Annotated in this window: 19 protein-coding genes and 1 pseudogene; 15 read left to right on the top strand and 5 right to left on the bottom strand. The window is 53.2% G+C overall.

Annotated features, from left to right (window positions below):
- Positions 1-24: 24 nt before the first annotated feature.
- Positions 25-1,131, bottom strand: coding sequence for an IS110 family RNA-guided transposase (locus tag Thiowin_RS16605; RefSeq protein ID WP_328984087.1), 1,107 nt, complete (start codon positions 1,129-1,131; stop codon positions 25-27).
- A 293-nt stretch (positions 1,132-1,424) separates the two neighbouring features.
- On the opposite strand from Thiowin_RS16605, the gene Thiowin_RS16600 reads away from it, so the two are divergent.
- The 15 genes from Thiowin_RS16600 (at position 1,425) to Thiowin_RS16530 (ending at position 12,865) form a co-directional block, all read left to right on the top strand.
- Positions 1,425-1,934 (top strand): BrnT family toxin, encoded by a 510-nt coding sequence (locus Thiowin_RS16600; protein WP_328984086.1) that lies wholly within the window; start codon positions 1,425-1,427, stop codon positions 1,932-1,934.
- A 295-nt stretch (positions 1,935-2,229) separates the two neighbouring features.
- Positions 2,230-3,051, top strand: a complete 822-nt coding sequence (locus tag Thiowin_RS16595; protein WP_328984085.1) for a hypothetical protein — start codon at positions 2,230-2,232, stop codon at positions 3,049-3,051.
- A gap of 116 nt (positions 3,052-3,167) precedes the next feature.
- Complete coding sequence (locus tag Thiowin_RS16590; RefSeq protein WP_328984084.1) at positions 3,168-4,022, top strand: glycosyltransferase family 2 protein; 855 nt, start codon at positions 3,168-3,170, stop codon at positions 4,020-4,022.
- 104 nt (positions 4,023-4,126) lie between these two features.
- Positions 4,127-4,294 carry a hypothetical protein gene (locus Thiowin_RS16585; protein WP_328984083.1) on the top strand — a complete coding sequence of 56 codons (168 nt, stop codon included), beginning with the start codon at positions 4,127-4,129 and terminating at the stop codon, positions 4,292-4,294.
- A gap of 124 nt (positions 4,295-4,418) precedes the next feature.
- Entirely contained in the window at positions 4,419-4,763 is a 345-nt protein-coding gene (locus tag Thiowin_RS16580; RefSeq protein ID WP_328984082.1) for a nucleotidyltransferase domain-containing protein, read from the top strand.
- Between the two features lie 121 nt (positions 4,764-4,884).
- On the top strand, positions 4,885-5,130 hold the full coding sequence (locus tag Thiowin_RS16575; protein WP_328984081.1) for a type II toxin-antitoxin system Phd/YefM family antitoxin: 246 nt from the start codon (positions 4,885-4,887) through the stop codon (positions 5,128-5,130).
- Positions 5,131-5,256: 126 nt separating this feature from the next.
- Entirely contained in the window at positions 5,257-5,712 is a 456-nt protein-coding gene (locus Thiowin_RS16570) for a DUF29 domain-containing protein (RefSeq protein ID WP_328984080.1), read from the top strand.
- Between the two features lie 85 nt (positions 5,713-5,797).
- Positions 5,798-6,085, top strand: coding sequence for a nucleotidyltransferase domain-containing protein (locus Thiowin_RS16565; RefSeq protein WP_328984079.1), 288 nt, complete (start codon positions 5,798-5,800; stop codon positions 6,083-6,085).
- Positions 6,082-6,441 carry a hypothetical protein gene (locus Thiowin_RS16560; protein WP_328984078.1) on the top strand — a complete coding sequence of 120 codons (360 nt, stop codon included), beginning with the start codon at positions 6,082-6,084 and terminating at the stop codon, positions 6,439-6,441. Before Thiowin_RS16565 ends, Thiowin_RS16560 begins: the two co-directional genes overlap by 4 nt.
- Positions 6,442-6,627: 186 nt before the next feature.
- Positions 6,628-7,827: a DegT/DnrJ/EryC1/StrS family aminotransferase gene (locus Thiowin_RS16555; protein WP_328984077.1), complete on the top strand. Its 1,200-nt coding sequence runs from the start codon at positions 6,628-6,630 to the stop codon at positions 7,825-7,827.
- A 6-nt stretch (positions 7,828-7,833) separates the two neighbouring features.
- Positions 7,834-8,550 (top strand): WbqC family protein, encoded by a 717-nt coding sequence (locus Thiowin_RS16550; protein WP_328984076.1) that lies wholly within the window; start codon positions 7,834-7,836, stop codon positions 8,548-8,550.
- Between the two features lie 439 nt (positions 8,551-8,989).
- Positions 8,990-9,664 carry a formyltransferase family protein gene (locus tag Thiowin_RS16545; RefSeq protein ID WP_328984075.1) on the top strand — a complete coding sequence of 225 codons (675 nt, stop codon included), beginning with the start codon at positions 8,990-8,992 and terminating at the stop codon, positions 9,662-9,664.
- Positions 9,665-9,728: 64 nt separating this feature from the next.
- Entirely contained in the window at positions 9,729-11,129 is a 1,401-nt protein-coding gene (locus Thiowin_RS16540; protein WP_408034094.1) for a lipopolysaccharide biosynthesis protein, read from the top strand.
- Entirely contained in the window at positions 11,126-12,076 is a 951-nt protein-coding gene (locus tag Thiowin_RS16535; protein WP_328984073.1) for a glycosyltransferase, read from the top strand. Before Thiowin_RS16540 ends, Thiowin_RS16535 begins: the two co-directional genes overlap by 4 nt.
- Before the next feature lie 18 nt (positions 12,077-12,094).
- Positions 12,095-12,865 (top strand): class I SAM-dependent methyltransferase, encoded by a 771-nt coding sequence (locus tag Thiowin_RS16530; protein WP_328984072.1) that lies wholly within the window; start codon positions 12,095-12,097, stop codon positions 12,863-12,865.
- 2 nt (positions 12,866-12,867) lie between these two features.
- Here Thiowin_RS16530 and Thiowin_RS16525 read toward each other — a convergent pair whose 3' ends face one another.
- The 4 genes and pseudogenes from Thiowin_RS16525 to Thiowin_RS16510 form a co-directional block, all read right to left on the bottom strand.
- Positions 12,868-13,890, bottom strand: coding sequence for a glycosyltransferase family 2 protein (locus Thiowin_RS16525; RefSeq protein WP_328984071.1), 1,023 nt, complete (start codon positions 13,888-13,890; stop codon positions 12,868-12,870).
- A 153-nt stretch (positions 13,891-14,043) separates the two neighbouring features.
- Positions 14,044-15,215: pseudogene (locus Thiowin_RS16520) on the bottom strand (IS3 family transposase); the annotation flags it as partial.
- A 135-nt stretch (positions 15,216-15,350) separates the two neighbouring features.
- Complete coding sequence (gene asnB, locus Thiowin_RS16515; RefSeq protein WP_328984070.1) at positions 15,351-17,210, bottom strand: asparagine synthase (glutamine-hydrolyzing); 1,860 nt, start codon at positions 17,208-17,210, stop codon at positions 15,351-15,353.
- Entirely contained in the window at positions 17,210-18,409 is a 1,200-nt protein-coding gene (locus Thiowin_RS16510) for a glycosyltransferase (protein WP_328984069.1), read from the bottom strand. Before Thiowin_RS16510 ends, asnB begins: the two co-directional genes overlap by 1 nt.
- Positions 18,410-18,453: the final 44 nt, after the last annotated feature.

The following is an 18,453-nucleotide window of genomic DNA, read 5'->3' as shown; positions in this document are numbered from 1 at the left end:
GGAATGGTTCGTGGCCGATAGGCGTTACGCAGTAACAGCCGTAGGCTTTACTAACGCGCCGTGCGCTGCATCGAAGGCCTTTCCGGTGGTCATCACCGCCCAGGCGATGCGCACGAGCATGTTGGCCATCGCAACCACGGCGACATTGGCATGACGACGCTGCTTGAGACCGCGTGCCCAATGACTGAGAGCGTCGTCTTTGTTCTCAACCCAGCGCCCATTGTTCAGATCAGGGGCACGCGCCCCGTTGATTAGCAGTTTGCGCATATACACATCACCGCGCTTACTGATGCCGAGCAAGCGTGGTTTCCCACCGGTGGAGTGCTGTCGCGGTACCAGCCCCAGCCAGGCGGCCAGCGCGCGGCCATTGTTGAACAGTCCCCAATTGTCGCCCAAGGTAGCGATCAAGGCGGTGGCCACCAGCGGACCGATGCCGGGGATCGACATCAGCAGCTGTGCTGAGGCATTGGTCTCGGCCTCCGTTTTGATCTGTGCATCGTAGTGAGCGATCCGCGTATCCATGTGACGCAACTCCTCAAGGAGACCGTTCAATTCAGCGCGAAACCGCTCACTGAGTCCATTCTCGGCGTCTTCAAGGATCTCCGGCAGACGGCGCATGAGTTCAGAGCGTCCCTGCGCAATCACAATCCCAAATTCGGCCAACAATCCCCGGATCTGATTGACCAGTGCCGTGCGCTGATCAATGACCATTGAGCGGATGCGGTGGACACCCTGGACATCTTGCTGTTCAACGCTTTTAATGGGGACGAATAACTGACGCGGGCGGCGCGCCGCTTCGCAAATCGCCTCGGCATCGACGGCGTCGTTCTTGTTGGTCTTCACAAATGGCTTCACATGCTGCGGGGCAATCAGCACCACCTCATGGCCGAACCCCTGGAAGGTGCGCGCCCAGTGGTGGGCGCCACTACAGGCTTCCATGGCGATGCGACAGGTCGGCTGTTGGGCGATGAATTGACTCAACGCTTTTCGTGCCAGCTTGCGGCTGAACACCACTTCACCCTCGGCGTCGACACCAAACACATGTACGCTGTTCTTGGCTAAATCAATACCAATAGTGACGACCGGTTCTTTGCTAAACGTCTTTACGGATTTTTTCTTCGCTTTTTTCATGGCTCTTCTCTGCTGTCTTCGGTTGACGATTAGATGGTTGTCGATAGCCTATTTTGCTTGATTCAGCGGGTTTGTAGGAGCGGGGCGGACCATCCCATTAGTATACTTAATTCTCTCTACTGCACCACAACCGCGCCAAGCCTAAGCGCAACCCGGCGCGGCTGACCCCTCGGGCATGGATGCCCACCGCCCAAGACAACCTCGCTCCCGAGTCATCGGGGCGGGGTTTTTGCTGTGGTGGGGTGCGACGGCGGATTTGCCTGAGATCGCGGCGACCTCTAAACTGACCGCTTATGGAGATTGAATTTGATCCTAGAAAAGCCGCTGCCAACCCACTCAATCACGATGGCGTGACCTTCGAGGAAGGCCGTCATGTGTTGCTTGATCCTTACGCGCTGACGCGTGAAGACATCGACGCAAGCGGCGAACAGCGATGGGTCACCCTGGGTATGGGTGGCTTGGGGCGTATCCTCGTGGTGGTATGGACGCTGCGCGGGAAACGGATTCGGCTTATTTCTTCCTGGAAAGCAAACCAACCAAAAGGCGCCGTTATGAACAACAATTCTGATCCAATGTTTGATCGCTATGCAAATTTGGATTTCGCTGATGCCAAGCCTGTTTCAGAAATCCCTGCCTTGGCGCAATTGCAATACGAACGAGGAACAGAATCGCAAATCACGATGCGGATTGATAACCGAATTTTAGCGGCTTTTAAAGCGCGTGCGGAAATATTAGACACGAATTATCAAGTGCTTATTAACGATGCGTTGCGGCATTTTGTCGAGCATCAAATCAGGAGTTAATGGGAATTAATGGGCAGAATTAATGGATGTTAATGGTAAGAGACACCGGGGCGGGGTTCATGTTTTGTCGGTAAGGCAGGGCGCGCTGCTTACCCACCTCCAAATTGACTAAACGCACCTCCCATGCCCCCGGCAGATCGACTAAACTCCGGCCATGCATCGCGACCAACGCATCCCCTGGCACAAACTCCTTAGGCCTTGCCCTGGCCGATGCGCTGATCGGGCTGCCCTATCAGGTCAGCACTGAAGAAGAACTCGCCCTTGATATCAAATTGGGCGCAGCCAGCGCCTGGATGTGCTCATCATCGAGCAGGGGCAATCCCCGCAGGCAACCAGCAGACCCGCCGACGACGGCCCGGATGGACTGGAAGACCTGACCAAGCACAACCTGCTGAGCTTCAAAGCCGCCGACGAACCCTTCAGCGCCTGGTTTGCCGAAGAACTGCTCAGTCATTCTGTCACCTACCGCAAAGTCGCCTCCCTGCGCGCTCTGCGCGAGCGCCCGTCAGACAAGGACCAACCCCTCGAAGAACCCAAAGAGCACTACCGGCTGTTACCGGCTGAGGACTTCCGCTGCTACGCCATCGCCACCCGCTTTCCGCTCGAACTGGTCAAACAACTGCGACCGGGCAGTTGTCACAAGACCGAGAAAGCGGGAATCTATCACTTACGCTTTGGCACCCGCGACATGCGCCTGGTGGTGATCAACCAACTCGAACCCCACCCGCGCAACGCCCCCTGGGGCCTGTTCGCCACCGAGGAAGCACACTGGCGCTCGGCCTATGCCAGTTATCGCTCGCACAGCGACATCGGGATTCACCTGCACAATCTCATTGGGTATTTTCGCCTAGGAGAAGGATACATGGCCTACACACAAGAAGACATGCACCGCGAGGCCCGCGAATGGCTCAAGGGCTTTCTGCCGGATCTTGATCCAGAGGACCGGCTGCGCGGGCTTGCTGCCGAGGACCGGCTGCGGGGGCTTGATGCTGACCTGGTGCTTAGCCATTACGACCCAGAGGACCGGCTGCGCGGGCTTGACCCCGAGGACCGGTTGCAAGGCATCGATCCCAAGTTTATCCAAGCTTGGCTGGCCAAGCAGCGCTGGGATCACTAACGAATTCCCGAGTGGGGAAAAGGGACAGACCACATGTCCTCTAGCCACAGATATTTTGATCTCCGAACTGCCCCTGTCTAGCGGCCCGCCAACCTCAGCTACAGCGGAAACTCCGAATGAAAAGCCTCTCAATCATCCTGCCCGCCAAGAACGAATCAGCTGCCTTGGCAGGGCTGCTGCCACGCATCCGCCAACACTGTCCCGACGCCGAGCTGATTCTAGTCGATGACGGCTCGGAGGACGACACGCCCATGGTTGCCCAGGCACAGGGCGCGCGTGTGATCTCCCATCCCTACAGCATGGGCAATGGCGCGGCGGTGAAGACCGGCGCGCGCGCGGCGCTCGGAGATGTGCTGGTGTTCATGGATGCCGATGGTCAGCACGACCCGGCGGATATCCCGCGTTTGCTCGCCCGACTGGAGCAAGGCTATGACATGGTGGTTGGCGCACGCCGTCATGAATCCCAAGCGAACTGGGGGCGGGGCCTGGCAAATCGGCTTTACAACCGTCTTGCCAGTTACATGACCAATCACCGGGTCGAGGATCTGACATCCGGCTTTCGGGCAGTGAGCGCGAGCAAATTCCGCGCCTTTCTCTATCTGTTGCCGAACGGCTTTTCGTATCCCACTACCATCACCATGGCCCTCTTCCGCGCCGGTCATGCGGTGGCCTATGAGCCAATCACCGCTGGTCCGCGCATCGGCAAAAGCCATATCCGGCTACTGTCAGATGGCGTGCGCTTTCTGCTGATTATCTTTCGCGTCGGGACACTGTACTCGCCACTGAAACTGTTTTTTCCCCTCGCAGCCCTGCATGTGCTCCTTGGTTTGGGCTACTATGGCTACACCTTTTTCACCGCGCACCGACTGTCCCTGGCGACGCTCTTCTTGCTAACATCAGCGGTTACCATTTTTCTCATCGGCCTGGTCTCGGAGCAAATCACCCAGCTCATTTATAAAGACAGCAACTAAAAGGTTTTTGAAAGACTGCCTGATGAAAACCGACATTTCCATCGACGATTTCCTGGCCCTTGGTCCCGAGGCCTTTCGGATCCTGACCGCGCCACCGCGAACGCTTGAGCGCACTGCTTGAATACTGGTTCATCGAGCGCTTCCGCACGCTATCGATCAAGGAGATTCGCGACATGTTTCAGATGCTCACCCCGCTGCAAGAAACCCGCGCCTATCAGGAGATTTTCTCTGAAGGAGAAATTGAGGGCGAGATCAAAGGCAAAACCGACTAACCGAGCTGCTACCAGGTTGCAGTGGAAAACAACGGTGGTCCGTCTCCTGAATATTGCTGCTATATTCATGCTTACGCTGAAAAAACCGATCCAACCCATGCCTTTATTGAGTTTTTTCTAGCCCATGGATCAGCAAACCAGGCAAGCAGCCACCCTTTTTTTACAGCGCCTTAGCGCCCGTCGACCTTTTTCCGTCGCCTGGCTGTTTGGCAGTAGGGCGCGGGTTACCCAGGGGTTGGAAAAAGATATCGCGCAGTCCGACGCGGACATTGCCATTGTGCTTGCGGGAACCCCCCAAGGGCGGGTTGATCTGGCTGTTGAAATGGCGGCCTTGGCCTTCGATGTCATGCTTGAGACAGGCGTATTGATTGACCCACTACCCTTGTGGGAGGACGAATGGCGGCATCCTGAAGTGTTTGCCAATCCACGGCTACTTGCCAACATTCGTCAGGATGGACTTCGGCTGTGAGTCCGGGCCATTACATGACCAAGGCCAGACGCGCGCTTGCCTCAGCGCAACTCCTGCTCGAGAACGGGGATACCGAAGGGGCTTGTAACCACAGACGAGCAGGCCAATTGGACGTTGAATTATGCAACAGTTTTTATCGAACATGTTCAGCAAATACATGACGCAAAATAACTCGGCAAAAGCCTATGTCAACATGGTCGAGTCAGGGGAAGCCGTGTGGGTATTGCGAAACGGCAAGCCCATGGCAGACATTGTACCCATCATCGCCAGTTTGCCTTCCTGGAAACAACGCAAGGTGCAGCCGCTGGTCATCGGCGGAGTTTCCGTAAGCCAGATGATTCTTGAAGAGCGCGCTTTTGAAAAGTGAGGACGATTGAGTACACGTTTTTTTGACAGTTTAGCCTTCGTTAAACGCAATATCAGCGAGAGATGACAATAAAGTACGCTTTTTAACAGTTTGGCAATTTTTAATCATTGCTCTGGAAAAACTAACATGTCCATCGCCGCCGATTATGATCTTGATTTCCATGAGTGGATCACACTCAATGTCGAACTATTGCGCCACGGGCGGCTGTCCGAGATTGATGCCGAGCACATTTCCGAGGAGCTGGAGAGCATTGGTAAACGCGATCTGCGACAGTTACGCAGCCGACTCCAGGTATTGGTGATGCATTTGCTGAAATGGCAATATCAGCCTGAGCGACAGGGAACAAGCTGGCTCAAAACAATCGACCATCAACGCGATGAAATTGAGGCAATCCTGCTCGACAGTCCCAGTTTGAGAGGGACGATGCCCGCTGCCTTGCAGCTCATCTATCCCAAAGCTGTTCGCAGTGCCTGTCATGAAACTGAATTGCCGGTTGCGACTTTTCCAGAAAGCTGCCCCTATCTGCTCGATGAAATTCTGGATGCCGCGTTCTTGCCTTCCGGTTCTAGTTTCCAGTGCTGATTCAGGCTCGCATTGCGAGACTGGCCCAAGTGGCGGATCGGCAGCCATTGATACAGGTGTCATCAGAGACAACCCGATTAACACGATGCGATTAACCGAACAACAACGCCATATTATCCGTGAGGCCGATTTGCGTCATTTTGGCGTGATCCCGCGTGTGTTTGGATCGCGGCTAAATGACATGCAACGCGGTGGAGATATTGATTTATTTATTCCCGGCCCGTGGTCTGCCGAAGAATCCGTTCCCCGGCGAATGCGATTTTGTGCCGAACTGCGGCGGGAACTGGGCGATCAGAAATTCGATGTATTAGTGGAACTGCCGACGCCTACGGCGATTCAAGAACAGGCGCAAAAGAACTGTGAACCGGCATGAGACACCTAGTCGATCTATTTGATGAGTGCGACCGCCATCTCCAGGCGTTGGGTGAAGCGATGCAGCGCTGTCCACAACCTTTGACAGATGCGCACTTCATCCCGCGTGATCCGAATTTAATCGCAACACTGGATCAGTTCGCCTATCGCTTTGCGAAATTGCAGGATGCCATGAGTACCCAACTGTTTCGGCGATTTTGTGTGCAGACCTTGCAAGAACCTGTTGAAACACGCCCGTTCATTGATATTTTGAACCTGCTGGAGCGCTATAATTATCTGCCATCAACAAAACGCTGGCAGGAGATTCGAGAGATTCGTCATCAAATCAGTCATGAATATTGTTTATCCACTGCTTAATTGATCGTAACGCTGGAAATTGCCTATACGATGGTTACTGAAATGGCGGATATGATGGCGGCCTTTAAACATAGCGCACAGCATATATTTTGCATGAATACTTAATGCAGGGTACATGGCAATTTTTTTTCTGCAATTCACTGCTTTCACCACAATGTTGGTGGTTACGAAATAGATGAGTTAATTGTGGCTCCCAATGATTCAAAAAATTGTCCCGGCCCGTCTCGGAATATTTGCCTAACTGATCTTGCCACTGAGGCACCACATCAGTTCTTTGCCGAGCCGTTGCATGTGGGCCGCCCGAATATTGCTGATCGTGCCGCCTTCATGCGTCAGGTTGAGCGCGTTCTCGACAATCAGTGGCTGACCAATAATGGTCCACTGGTGCAGGAATTTGAACAGCGCGTGGCTGAACGATTAGGCGTCAAGCACTGCGTGGCGATGTGCAATGGCACCATTGCTCTGGAAATTGCGATTCGAGCATTGGGCTTGAGCGGCGAAGTTATCATTCCTTCGTGGACTTTTGTGGCGACGGCGCATGCTTTGTACTGGCAAAGCATCACCCCAGTGTTTGCTGACATTGACCCGGCCACGCACAACCTTGATCCAGTCGCTGTGTGCAAGATGATCACACCGCGCACCAGCGGCATTATCGGCGTACATTTGTGGGGCCGTGCTGCGCCCGTTGATGAATTGCAGCAGATTGCCGATGAACATGGTATGAAATTAATGTTCGATGCTGCACATGCCTTTGGAAGCAGTTACCAAGGTCAAAGCATTGGTTGTTTTGGGGCCTGTGAAGTGTTCAGTTTTCACGCCACCAAGGCCTTCAACACCATGGAAGGCGGCGCCGTGGCCACTAACGACGATGAGCTGGCCGAAAAGCTTCGCCTGATGCGCAACTTTGGTTTCAAAGGGTATGACAACGTCATCCATCCCGGCACCAACGGCAAGATGATCGAGGTCTGCGCGGCCATGGGGTTGGCCAATCTGGACAGCTTTGAAACCATTGTTGAAAAGAACCGCCGCAACCATGCTATCTATGCTCATGCACTGGCCGACATCCCCGGCATTTCTCTGCTGGATTACGATCCATCCGAATGCAACAGTCACCACTACATCGTGCTGGAGGTGGAGGAACGCTGCCCCGCCAGCCGCGACGAGATCATTGAAGGCCTCCATGCCCAGAACGTGCTGGCGCGCAAATATTTCTGGCCGGGCGCGCACCGCATGCAACCCTACCGCGACCTTTTTCCGCATGCCGGATTGATGCTGCCGCAGACCTGCAGTGTGGCAGAGAGGGTGGTGGTGCTGCCGAATGGGCTGTCATTGACCGAGCGCGATATTCTAACTGTCGCCGACATTTTGCGCGTTGCTTCGGGGTGAATCCAGATGATCGTTGCGATCATGCAGCCTTATTTTTTTCCCTATATTGGCTATTTCCAGTTGATGCAGGCGGTCGATACATTCGTATTCTTCGATGATGTGCAGTACATCGACCGAGGATGGGTGAACCGTAATCAAATCCCTATCAATGGAAATCCGGTATGGTTGACGATGCCAATTCGCAAAGCTAGCCGTAGGTTACCTATCAATAAGCGAGAATATCTGCTTGCAGAAGGTGCGCTAGCGATCAAAAGGAAACTAAGGTCGGCTTATCGAACGACCAACGGAATCTCGCTGCTCGACTCCATCGAGGGATTGCTTGATTTCAATGACGCCAATGTGGCGCGTTTTAATGCCAACTTGTTGCGCATCATCGCCGGCTGGCTGGAAATAAAGTGCTGTTTTGTTTGCGCATCAGAACTAATGACCGAAGATGAGAGCCTGCGCGGGGAGGCGCGAGTCATCGAACTGTGCAAGCGTCTGGGAGCGCGACAATACATCAACCTGATCGGTGGTGTCAGGCTCTATGAACCCACTCATTTTTCCGATTCCGGGATAAAATTATCATTTCTGCGCACAACCGTACCTCCATTGCAAACAGCAGACGGGCCAAAACATTTTTCCATCATTGACCAGTTGCTTAACCTGGAACTCAAAGAGATCAGTCACCTTCTTCAAAAATTCGAGACCCAACCGCTAATGGGAAACCAAAATTATTCATGAGCAAATCTCAAAGTTATTGATGGATTGCTCTAAATTCCATGGTGTGAACTACTCGAAAATATCAGGTGACTCCACAGGGCAATCGCATCAAGCATCTATTATATTCTGAATTTCTAATGTCTTTTGATTCATGGGGTTATCTCTGCCATGTGGTCGGACCTCGATTCCAGCAAACAGAAACGCCGCTGGATTCCTCTACAGACCCGCTACGACGAGTGTCTCTGAGCGTCGATTGCTGGCAATGACTTTGAACCCTTGCTCTATCAACGCTCAGAAATTCGGACTCTGCGTGCTGCATCATGCTGATTTCAAAAGTATATAAATGATTCATAATATTACCATTCCTTGATGCGATTGCCCTGGGTGACTCCATGCTTCATTTGGGCTAGATTATTTGTATGCTCTAAATTTTTTAGGTTCAAAACAGAGGGAAGTAATAATGAGGTTTGCGCTGCTTTCTTCAACCAACGCATCCGTAGTCCGCAAAGTTTTTGCGCTTACAAACCGTAATGAATTTAATATTGATTTGGTGATTTCTGATAGAAATTGCGGTGCACTCGAATTAGCAAAAGAAAATGGTATTGATTTTTTTGTTACAGAGAGCATATCAGGAATTTTTCTTTCTAACGAAATACTTAAGGAGTTAGATCATAAAGAGATAGATTATGTTTATGTTTTTTTTACAAAAATTCTTTGCGGAAATTTGATTAATAATTATAAAGAGAAACTTATAAATTTTCACCCATCAATTCTTCCGGCTTGCCCTGGCTTGAACGGATTTGAGAACACCATTTCGAGTGGAGCGCTTATTGCCGGAAGTACGGTTCACTTTATTGACTCAGGCGTTGATACAGGAAAAATAATTCTACAAACTATCACATCGACTCTCGGAAAAACAAAATCTCAAATCAGACATGAAATATTCGCTCAGCAATGTGCTTCTCTCCTTGATGTTCACATGCGATTATTGAACGATTCTCTATTGTTCGGGAATGCTCAGCCACAAAAAACGATAAACAATGGTTTTATTCCAGGCATTAGCGAAAAGGCGTTAAAGATACATGGGCAGGTGGCAAGTTGTGCCCCACCTGTTGAGCATGCCTATACCCAATAATCTCACCCAAAACAGCATCCACGCAACATGGTGGAGTGCTGTTGAAATTAGTATCCGTTACAGCATGCAATTCGCCGTGACGATGGTCCTAGCACGGCTACTGACCCCGGCTGACTTCGGCCTGTTGGCCATGCTTCTGGTGTTTATTGGCTTTGCCGCAGTGCTGGTTGAAGGTGGATTGGGCACTGCGCTAGTGCAAAAGCAAGTCACCAACGCCAACGATGAAACCACTGTGTTTCTCATCAATCTAGGCGTGGCCTTTGCCTTGGCGGGGCTGTTGTGGCTAATGGCCCCGGTCATTGCAATGTTTTATAACCAACTTTTGCTTATTCCCTTGCTTCAAGCGATGTTGTGGTTGCTGCCGCTGGGGGCCTTGGTCACGGTACCGAATGCATTGCTGAGTCAGCGGCTGGAATTTCGCAAGCGGGCCATGGCGGAACTCGTTGCATCCACGGGGTCGGCTCTACTGGCCTTGTGGCTGGCATGGCGTGGCTGGGGAGTGTGGAGCCTGGTGTGGCAGGCGCTGACCGGGGCTGTGCTGCGTGCAGCGCTGCTGTGGTGGGTGTCCGGCTGGCGGCCACAGGGCCGTTTCAACGGGGCGGCGTTCGCTGAGCTGTTTCGCTTCGCTGGCCCTCTGCTGCTTGCGAATGCCATGAATGTGGCCTCCGTGCGTTTGCAAGCGTTGATGATTGGCAAGCTATTCGATGCACGCGCCCTTGGGTTTTATGGCCTGGCGCAGGATACCCAGCAGGCCCCCGCGCAGTTCATGAACGCGCTCATCAACCGTGTGGGGTTGCCCGTATTCTCCAAAGTGGCAAGAGAACAACCCGGCCAAATGGCTGGCGCGCTCCGACTGGCCTTGCGCCTGTCCATGTTCGTGTTCGCCCCCTGCATGGGCGGCATTGCCGTATTGGCTTCGCCTTTGGTGCTCGTGTTGTACGGTCCGCAATGGGCAGAGGTGGCGCCGATTCTCAGCATCCTGGCGCTGGCGGCTATATTCTGGCCGCTGCATGTGTTGAATCTTGCCGCATTGAGCGCCTTGGGTCGTGCGGATCTGGTGCTACGCATGGAAATCATCAAGGCGTTAACCATGATTCCGCTGGTGCTGGTCGCAAGTTTCTTCGGCGTAATTATGGTGGCGTGGGCGGTGCTGGGCTCCAGCTTGGTGTGCGTTGTCATCAATACCTGGCATTCGCGCCGCTTGCTGGGTTGCGGCCTGAGCACACAAATTCGGGACTTGCTGCCGGGTTTTTTGTTAACGCTGGCTGCGGTTTGCATGTCAGGACTCGTGGCGGGATGGGTAGAACAGAGGTTGTTGAGCTTGGGAATGGCAATAGGGGTGGCGATGTTTATCTATTTGGGCGGCGCCACAGTGCTTCGCTTGCGGGCTTGGGGCGACCTGTTGAAATTTATAAATACTTTGTGCGGCGTGCATTCACCGACATCAGGGGCATCGCTTACATGAGTCAACCGCATATCTGTGTTTGCGTCGTAACTTACAATCAGCAGGCATTCATCGAAACCTGCTTGCGCAGCATTCTCGATCAGCAAGTCGAGGCCGATGTGCGGGTGCTGGTGGGCGATGACGCCTCGACTGATGACACGGGAGACATCGTGCAGGCGCTGACGGCCGAATATGGTGAGCGGTTGCTGTATCTGCGGCGTCAACCAAACCTTGGTGCTTTTGCCAATATGCGGGATTTGCTGCTCCGTGCCAAAGGCGACTATGTGGCACGGGTGGATGGTGACGATTACTGGCTTCCCGGCAAGCTGGCTCGACAGTTGGCGTATTTAGAGGCACATCCCACATGCAGCGCGGTCTATACCAATGCGATTACGGTTGACGAGGCGGGGTCGAAAATCGGATTGTTTAATGACCTGGGAGATGTGCGGCTTGATCTTGCGACGCTGCTGCGTCGAGGTAATGTACTCAACAACAGCTCGGTCTTGTTTCGCGCCGCCAATACCACAGGTTGGATAAATGGTGACCAGATCGACTACCAAGTCCATCTATGGCAGGCTCGTCACGGCTGGCTGGGGCATATCGGTAGGCCTTTGGCTGCCTATCGTGTGAATACTCAGGGGTCTTTGGTGCTCAGTGCCAACAAGTATGTGCGCGAATTGTATTGGCAGGCCATTCAGAGCGTTCCGCGAGAGTTGGTAAGCGATGATGATTACGCGAACGGTATTGCAGATTTTCTGCGCCAGGTGTGCTTCCGTGCTGTTCGCACGCGTGATCTTGCACTGCTACGCCATTGGGTCAGAATCGTGTATGCGGCATCTCCTTACGGCCGGTTGCGCACCACAGCCCTGTCGCTGGCCAAAATCCTCCGCATGGCAGCCAAACTGTCAGTACTCCGGTTAACCGCGCTGATTGGTCGTAAACAACCTCCTTTTTTGTACCTTCACTAAGTCGCTGAATCCATGGCCTTGGATCCGAAAAATCTTGTTCCGTATTTTCTGGCTGGCTGGTTACCGGGTGGTCGCAAGCGATGCATCATTTGCGGACATCGGGTGTGGCGTTTCATGCCCTACCGCCAAGGTTCACGGAGTGTTTCGCCGTTAATGCACGCGCTAGAAGTGATTGGCAGCGATGTGGATCATTTTGAATGCCCGCAGTGTGGTGCCCATGACCGTGAACGTCATATGTTGATGTATCTGCGTGCTTCAGGTTTACTGAAACACATGTCGAATTGGTCGATCCTGCATTTTGCGCCGGAAAAGCGTTTATCCCAGTGTATTGCTGCGCAAAAACCTCTACGATATATGCGCTGCGATCTGTATCCGAGTTCCGAGGACATTGAACGCGTAGATATACAGCACATGCCTTTCGAAACCAACACCTTCGATTTATTGCTGGCCAATCATGTGCTTGAACATGTCGATGCACCGGTCATGGCATTGACAGAGATTCAGCGCGTAATCAAACCTGGCGGTCATGCCATTTTGCAAACGCCCTACAGCCCTAAATTGCACCACACATGGGAGGATCCCGGTATCGACACTGATCAGGCTCGACGAGAGGCGCATGGTCAAGAGGATCATGTCCGACTTTACGGAAAAGATATTTTCGAGCGATTTTGTTCCACCGGATTAACTTCTAAGATCGCAAGTCATGCCGAGTTGCTTTCTGATATTGATCCTGTCCGGTATGGAGTAAATCCGGCAGAACCACTATTTCTTTTCCAGAAAGCGTTATGAATTCAGCGCAGATGGGGTAATCCATGCCGCGCCAGCATCCGAAATTTATACGGCATCCAATCAAACATCGCATAAAATTCAGCCCGCGTCACTTGGCGATTTTTTTGCACGATTCTCCGCAACGCCCACCATTCCTTGCGATATTTGATGAGCGCACCAAAGACCGGCAGGTAAATTTCCCGCAAATAGCGGCTATCTAATTTCAGCAGCGATAGCAATAGACCTTCAAGCAACAGTAGTAACAGATGCAGCGGCAGCATGATTTGCATCAACGGCGATGGATAAGTAATCGCCATCACAAAAGTTTTATTGCGCTCGGAAAGAGCGCGGCGGCGGAAAGTGGAGCGCAACTGATTGGCTTTGACACGATTTCCACCAAAGCTTGCCCCCTGGTGGTGGCGATAATAACTGGTTTGGGTAACCTGAACGGGGAACCCTTGTAGTCGGGCACGGCAGGACAGATATAAATCTTCTGATATAGAGCCAAACCATTCAGGAAAACCGCCTAAATTATTCCAGAGTGTTCGAGGTAACCATAGGCATGCACCTATAACCATTCCTACTTCTGATACATGATCATCTAAATTGGGAGTTGTATTACAAAATGGGTCAAGGAGGCATCCTTTATCGACTACTTTTCCTGTTTCCCAATCCAATTGTGGAAGAGATAGTATACCTTGTGGTGCTTGCAACTGAGCTGCTGAAAGTAGCGTTACCAATGCATCTGAAGCCAATTCAGCGTCATTGTTTAGTAAGAGAATATATTGACCCTTAGCCTCTTTAGCCATTCGGTTATTACTGATACAGAAACCAACATTTTTATGGCTTTTAAGTACATAAATATTAGAGAATTTATCCTTTGGATATAAGGAATGCATGAGTTCCAAGGATGCATCTGTTGATGCATCATCATGTATGATAATCTCGATTTCTATGTCACCTTCTTGCCGAAGCACCGAATCAACGCAGTTTTGCAAGAATTTCTCGCCATTGAAGTTAGCGATCAGCACCGAAACCTGCGGCATAACTGAGGTGGACCCCATGTCAAGGACAGTTTTCCCCCGAATTTAAGTTAGCGCGCCCAGTTCAGTCGCAGCGGATTGGCGCTGCCCCAGTTCTTCGCCAGCGGAGTCGTCGGCGGAGCGTAGCGGAGCCGACGACTCCGCTGGCGGGTGATCGCCAAAGTGATCAGCAACCACGACACCACCTCCTTTGCCGCTCACATGCACATCGTCCGGCGTTCGGTAGCCAAGCCCCTGGTGAGGGCGTTCACCGTTGTAGAAGGGGAAATACGCCGAGAGGCCCATGAACAGCTCTGTGAGCGTCTCATAGCCCTTGGGGTAAATGTCCTCCCATTTGACGCTGCGCCACAGACGCTCGACGAAGACGTTGTCCAGGGCTCTGCCGCGCCCATCCATGCTGATGGCCACCTCGGCGTCACGCAACACCTGGGTGAAGGCGAGGCTGGTAAACTGCGCGCCCTGGTCGGTGTTGAAGATCTCCGGGCGCCCATGGTGGCGCAGCGCATCCTCCAAGCAATCGATGCAAAAGCCCGTGTCCATTGTGTTCGACAATCTCCAAGAAAGGACTCGTCGTGAGTACCAGTCGATGATGGCCACCAGGTAGGCAAATCCATGCGCGAGTCGCACATAGGTGATGTCACTGCTCCAGACGTGGTTGGGCCGTACAATGGCCAGCCCACGCAACAAGTAGGGGTAGATTTTGTGCTCAGGATGCGGCTTGCTTGTATGAGGCCCAGGCAACATGCCGGCTAAACCTAAAACGCCCATGAGACGCTGAACGCGTTTGCGACTGACCGCATAGCCTTGTGCGCGCAGCATCACAACCATGCGTCGACTCCCATAAAATGGTCTCTTGGTGTATTCCGCATCAATCAGCCGCAACAACTTTTGATCCAGTTCGCTCGGCTCGGCAATACGATCATGGCGGTGTGCATACACTCCAGAGCGATGTACGCCAAGCAGCGCACATTGGCGACTGACCGCTAACCCGCCATCATCAAGGCCGCCCATGTCGATCCACCCGCGACGCACGCTCACAGGCTCACCCCGGACTTTTTTTTCAGCCAGTCCAGCTCCATTTTCAACCGCCCGATCTCGCTGTAGAGTCGCTCTTCGTCGCCACTGTCGTCCACTTTCTTGCGCCCGCGCCGGCCTTCGAACAGCTTGCCGGCGTCCGCCACGATGGCTTTCTTCCACTGGCCTACTTGGACCGGATGAACCCCGTGATCCTGCGCAATCTCGTTAGTCGTCTTCACTCCGCGTACCGCTTCCAAGCCTACTTTGGCCTTGAAAGCGGCACTGAAGGTCTTGCGTTGTCTCTCACTCATCTGCTCTCTCCAAGTCTTTACAAGTCTCTTCAGATGAGGCAAAACTAACTTAATTTAGTGTCCTAAAATTGGGGTCCACTATAAACGGCATTATCGTTACTGTATGTTTTATCAGTTTCTGGCATGAATATTTCGCTAATGTAAGCTTAATGTGTTAAACGATTTTAGTGTTTCATTTAGATATAAGGATATAGCCCATAATTGACGGCTGTTGTCTCTTAGGCCATGGCGATGCTCTGATAACAGATGCTGCGCACAAACTACCTTAATGCGGCCATTATTCCCAGTTAGGTTTGCTTCGAGTTGCTCACCCATTCCGCTTCGAAACCACTGATGAACTGGCACACCAAAGCCTTGCTTTCGGCGCTGCCAAGTGGTCGTTGGTAAGTGATTATAAAAAACACGGCGCAGCCAACGCTTTCCCTTACCAAGTTTTAGATGTTGGCTGGCATTTCGCGCAAACGCCAATTCCACCACCTTATGATCAAGAAATGGAGCGCGGACTTCCAGACTCGCGGCCATGCTAGCGCGATCCACCTTGACCAGAATGTCTTGTGGCAGATAGATCAAGGCATCGCTGGTCAACATCTGTTGCAGGTCATCAAGGTCGGTCTGTTCAGGCAAACCGTGAGGACAATGCCCCCTGCCAACCAGATCAGGAAATAACTGGGCGTATTCTTGTGGAAACATCAGCGGGGCAATATAGGGTTTTTCGGCATGCTGGCGTTGAGCAATATCCATAAATAAATGGGCTTTTTTGATCAAGCTGCGGCTGTGATGTGCAGTGGGTTCGGGCAGGCTCCGAATAGCGCCTTCAGCCAGTTTGCGCAGGCCAGATGGCAAGCGACTGTACCAGCGCAAGATTAAGCGTGCCTGGTAACGCTGATAACCGCCGAACAGCTCGTCGGCGCCATCGCCGGAAAGGGCGACTTTGACCTCCCGTGCTGCGACCTGACTGACTAGAGTGGTGGGGAGTAGTGAGGCATCCGCGAAAGGTTGACCGACATGATTGCGCAGCAGGTTTTCCAATAGCGTTGCGTCCCAGTCCTGGAACAGTTCGCAATGATGATGAGTGCCCAGATGAGCAGCCACCTGGGCGGCATAGGCGCTTTCGTCAAAGGCGGCTTCTGTAAAGCCAATGGTGTAGGTCTTGAGCGGACGCACCATCTGTTGTTGAGCCAGGGCGCACACTAGTGATGAATCGATACCGCCAGAGAGAAAGGCTCCCACCTCTACATCAGCGACTAGTCGTCTGGCAACCGCATCGGTAAGCACTTGGCGCAGATCGTCATCATGCACAATGGGGCTGTCTGGGCCGGGCGTGGGAAGTTGCCAGTAGGCGTGATGTTTGATGGGGCTGTCGGGTTGCCAGCGCAGCCAGTGGCCGGGTAGCACTTCGTAGACACCCTGCCAAGCTGTGTAGCCAGGCAAACAGAACCCATAGCGAAAGTAATCGGCGGTGGCATCGAGGTCTTCGCTCCACGGTGACAGCGCCAATTCACGGAGCGCCGGTAGTTCGGAGGCACAGGCAAAGCAGCCGGGCTGCTGAAAGTAATACAGCGGCTTCTTGCCCATGCGATCGCGTGAAAGGAGCAGCGTTTCAGTCTGAGTATCCCAAAGAGCAAAAGCCCACATGCCTTCAAGCCGCTGCAAGAAGCGTTCACCTTCCAGCACGAGACCGGCTAGCAATACCTCGGTATCGCCTTCAGTGGTAAACACCCATTGAGCCGTCAGCGTTTGACGCAATGCTCGGTAATTATAAATTTCCCCGTTAAAACTCAGCAGGTAGCGGTGCTGGGCATCCCACATCGGTTGCGGGCTGCCGGCAAGGTCGATAATCGAAAGACGGCGATGGCCAATAGCCCAAGCCTGGCCAGAGTACAACCCTTGTCCATCCGGGCCTCGGTGCGCCAAGCGCGCCATCGCTTTGCGCATCCGCTCGCGCAGATCAGTGTTACTGGCACCGTCCTGATAACAGAAGGCGAGTCCGCACATTAGTTTTTTCCGTACTCCACCAGCGCCTGCCGGTACAGCTCGGCATAGCGCTCGCCGGCAGCCGTCCAACTCAGACCGCTTTGCTCAATGCGCTGTCGGGCATGAGAACCCAGACGCAAGGCAAAAGCTGGATTTGCATGTAAATGAGCGAGACCATCTGCAAGTGCGGCAACCTCACCGACGGGGTACAGGCAACCCGCATCGGGTTCAAGCAACTCGGTGACCCCAGGAATATCGGTTGCCATAATCGGCAAACCCGCAGCCATGGCTTCCAAAATCACATTCGGTCGCCCTTCTGATTCGCTTGCAAAAACAAAGGTATCCGCCCATTGGAGCTGTGCGGCGACCTGTTCGGGTGCCAGGCTGCCAACAAAGTCCACTCGCGCACTGATGCCCAATTCAGCAGCTAATTGCTCAAGTGCTCTCCGATCTGGCCCATCGCCAATGATGCGTAATTGGCTATCTTGTGGGGCGGCTGAATGGGCGAGTGCATTCAAAATCGTCTCCAGGCGTTTGCGGGGGATCAGGCTGCCGACAGTCACGAGCCGGTAAGGATGATGCCATTGTGTGCGCGAGCAATGATCGGGGACGGCGACTCCGTTAGGGATGAACGCGATTTTCTTGGCATAGTGAGCAAACTGGTTTTGGAGTTGCTGATGCATGGCTTGGCTGACGACGACAATTTTTATATTCCAGGCCAGGCACGCCCGTAGCATAATCTGAAATAGCCAGGAATCTTGTGCCCGGTTGATATCGGCTCCTCGCAGTGTCGCTATTGCGGGTTTGCCGCGCAGACGCGCCGCAATGGCGGCAATCAGCGACGGTAAAGACCAGTTGCCATGCAGGAGATCGACCTGACCGGCAAGGCGCAAGCAGCCGATAAACAGTGCGGGTAAGAAGAGCGGCAGCAGCAACAGCGCCGGATCGCGTCGCCGCCAAGCCTCGGGCAAACCGCCGGGACGGTGAGCAAGGCGCTGCCAGGTGCGCGGGCCGTAGCGAAAACAGTTTAGCTGATAGGCGGTTGGGTTATCTGAAGAGATGGGGACATCGGCGCAAGGGATCAGCACCTGCACGCGAATATCAGCGGGTAAATGCGCAACCAAGCGTTCGACAAACACGCCAGATGCAGGGTGACTTGGAACGGGGAATGAGGTCGTGACGACGCCTAGGGTTAGGGTGTTGTTGGGAGGATTGGGCATTTTTGTTGCCTATTTGCCGTCACCGACGGTGCGCGGGTTGGAGG

The sequence above is a fragment of the Thiorhodovibrio winogradskyi genome (assembly GCF_036208045.1).
In the GTDB taxonomy this organism is placed as follows: Bacteria; Pseudomonadota; Gammaproteobacteria; order Chromatiales; family Chromatiaceae; genus Thiorhodovibrio; species Thiorhodovibrio winogradskyi.
The sequence above is the reverse complement of the archived record's forward strand: the minus strand, read 5'-3'. Positions and strand labels throughout refer to the sequence as shown.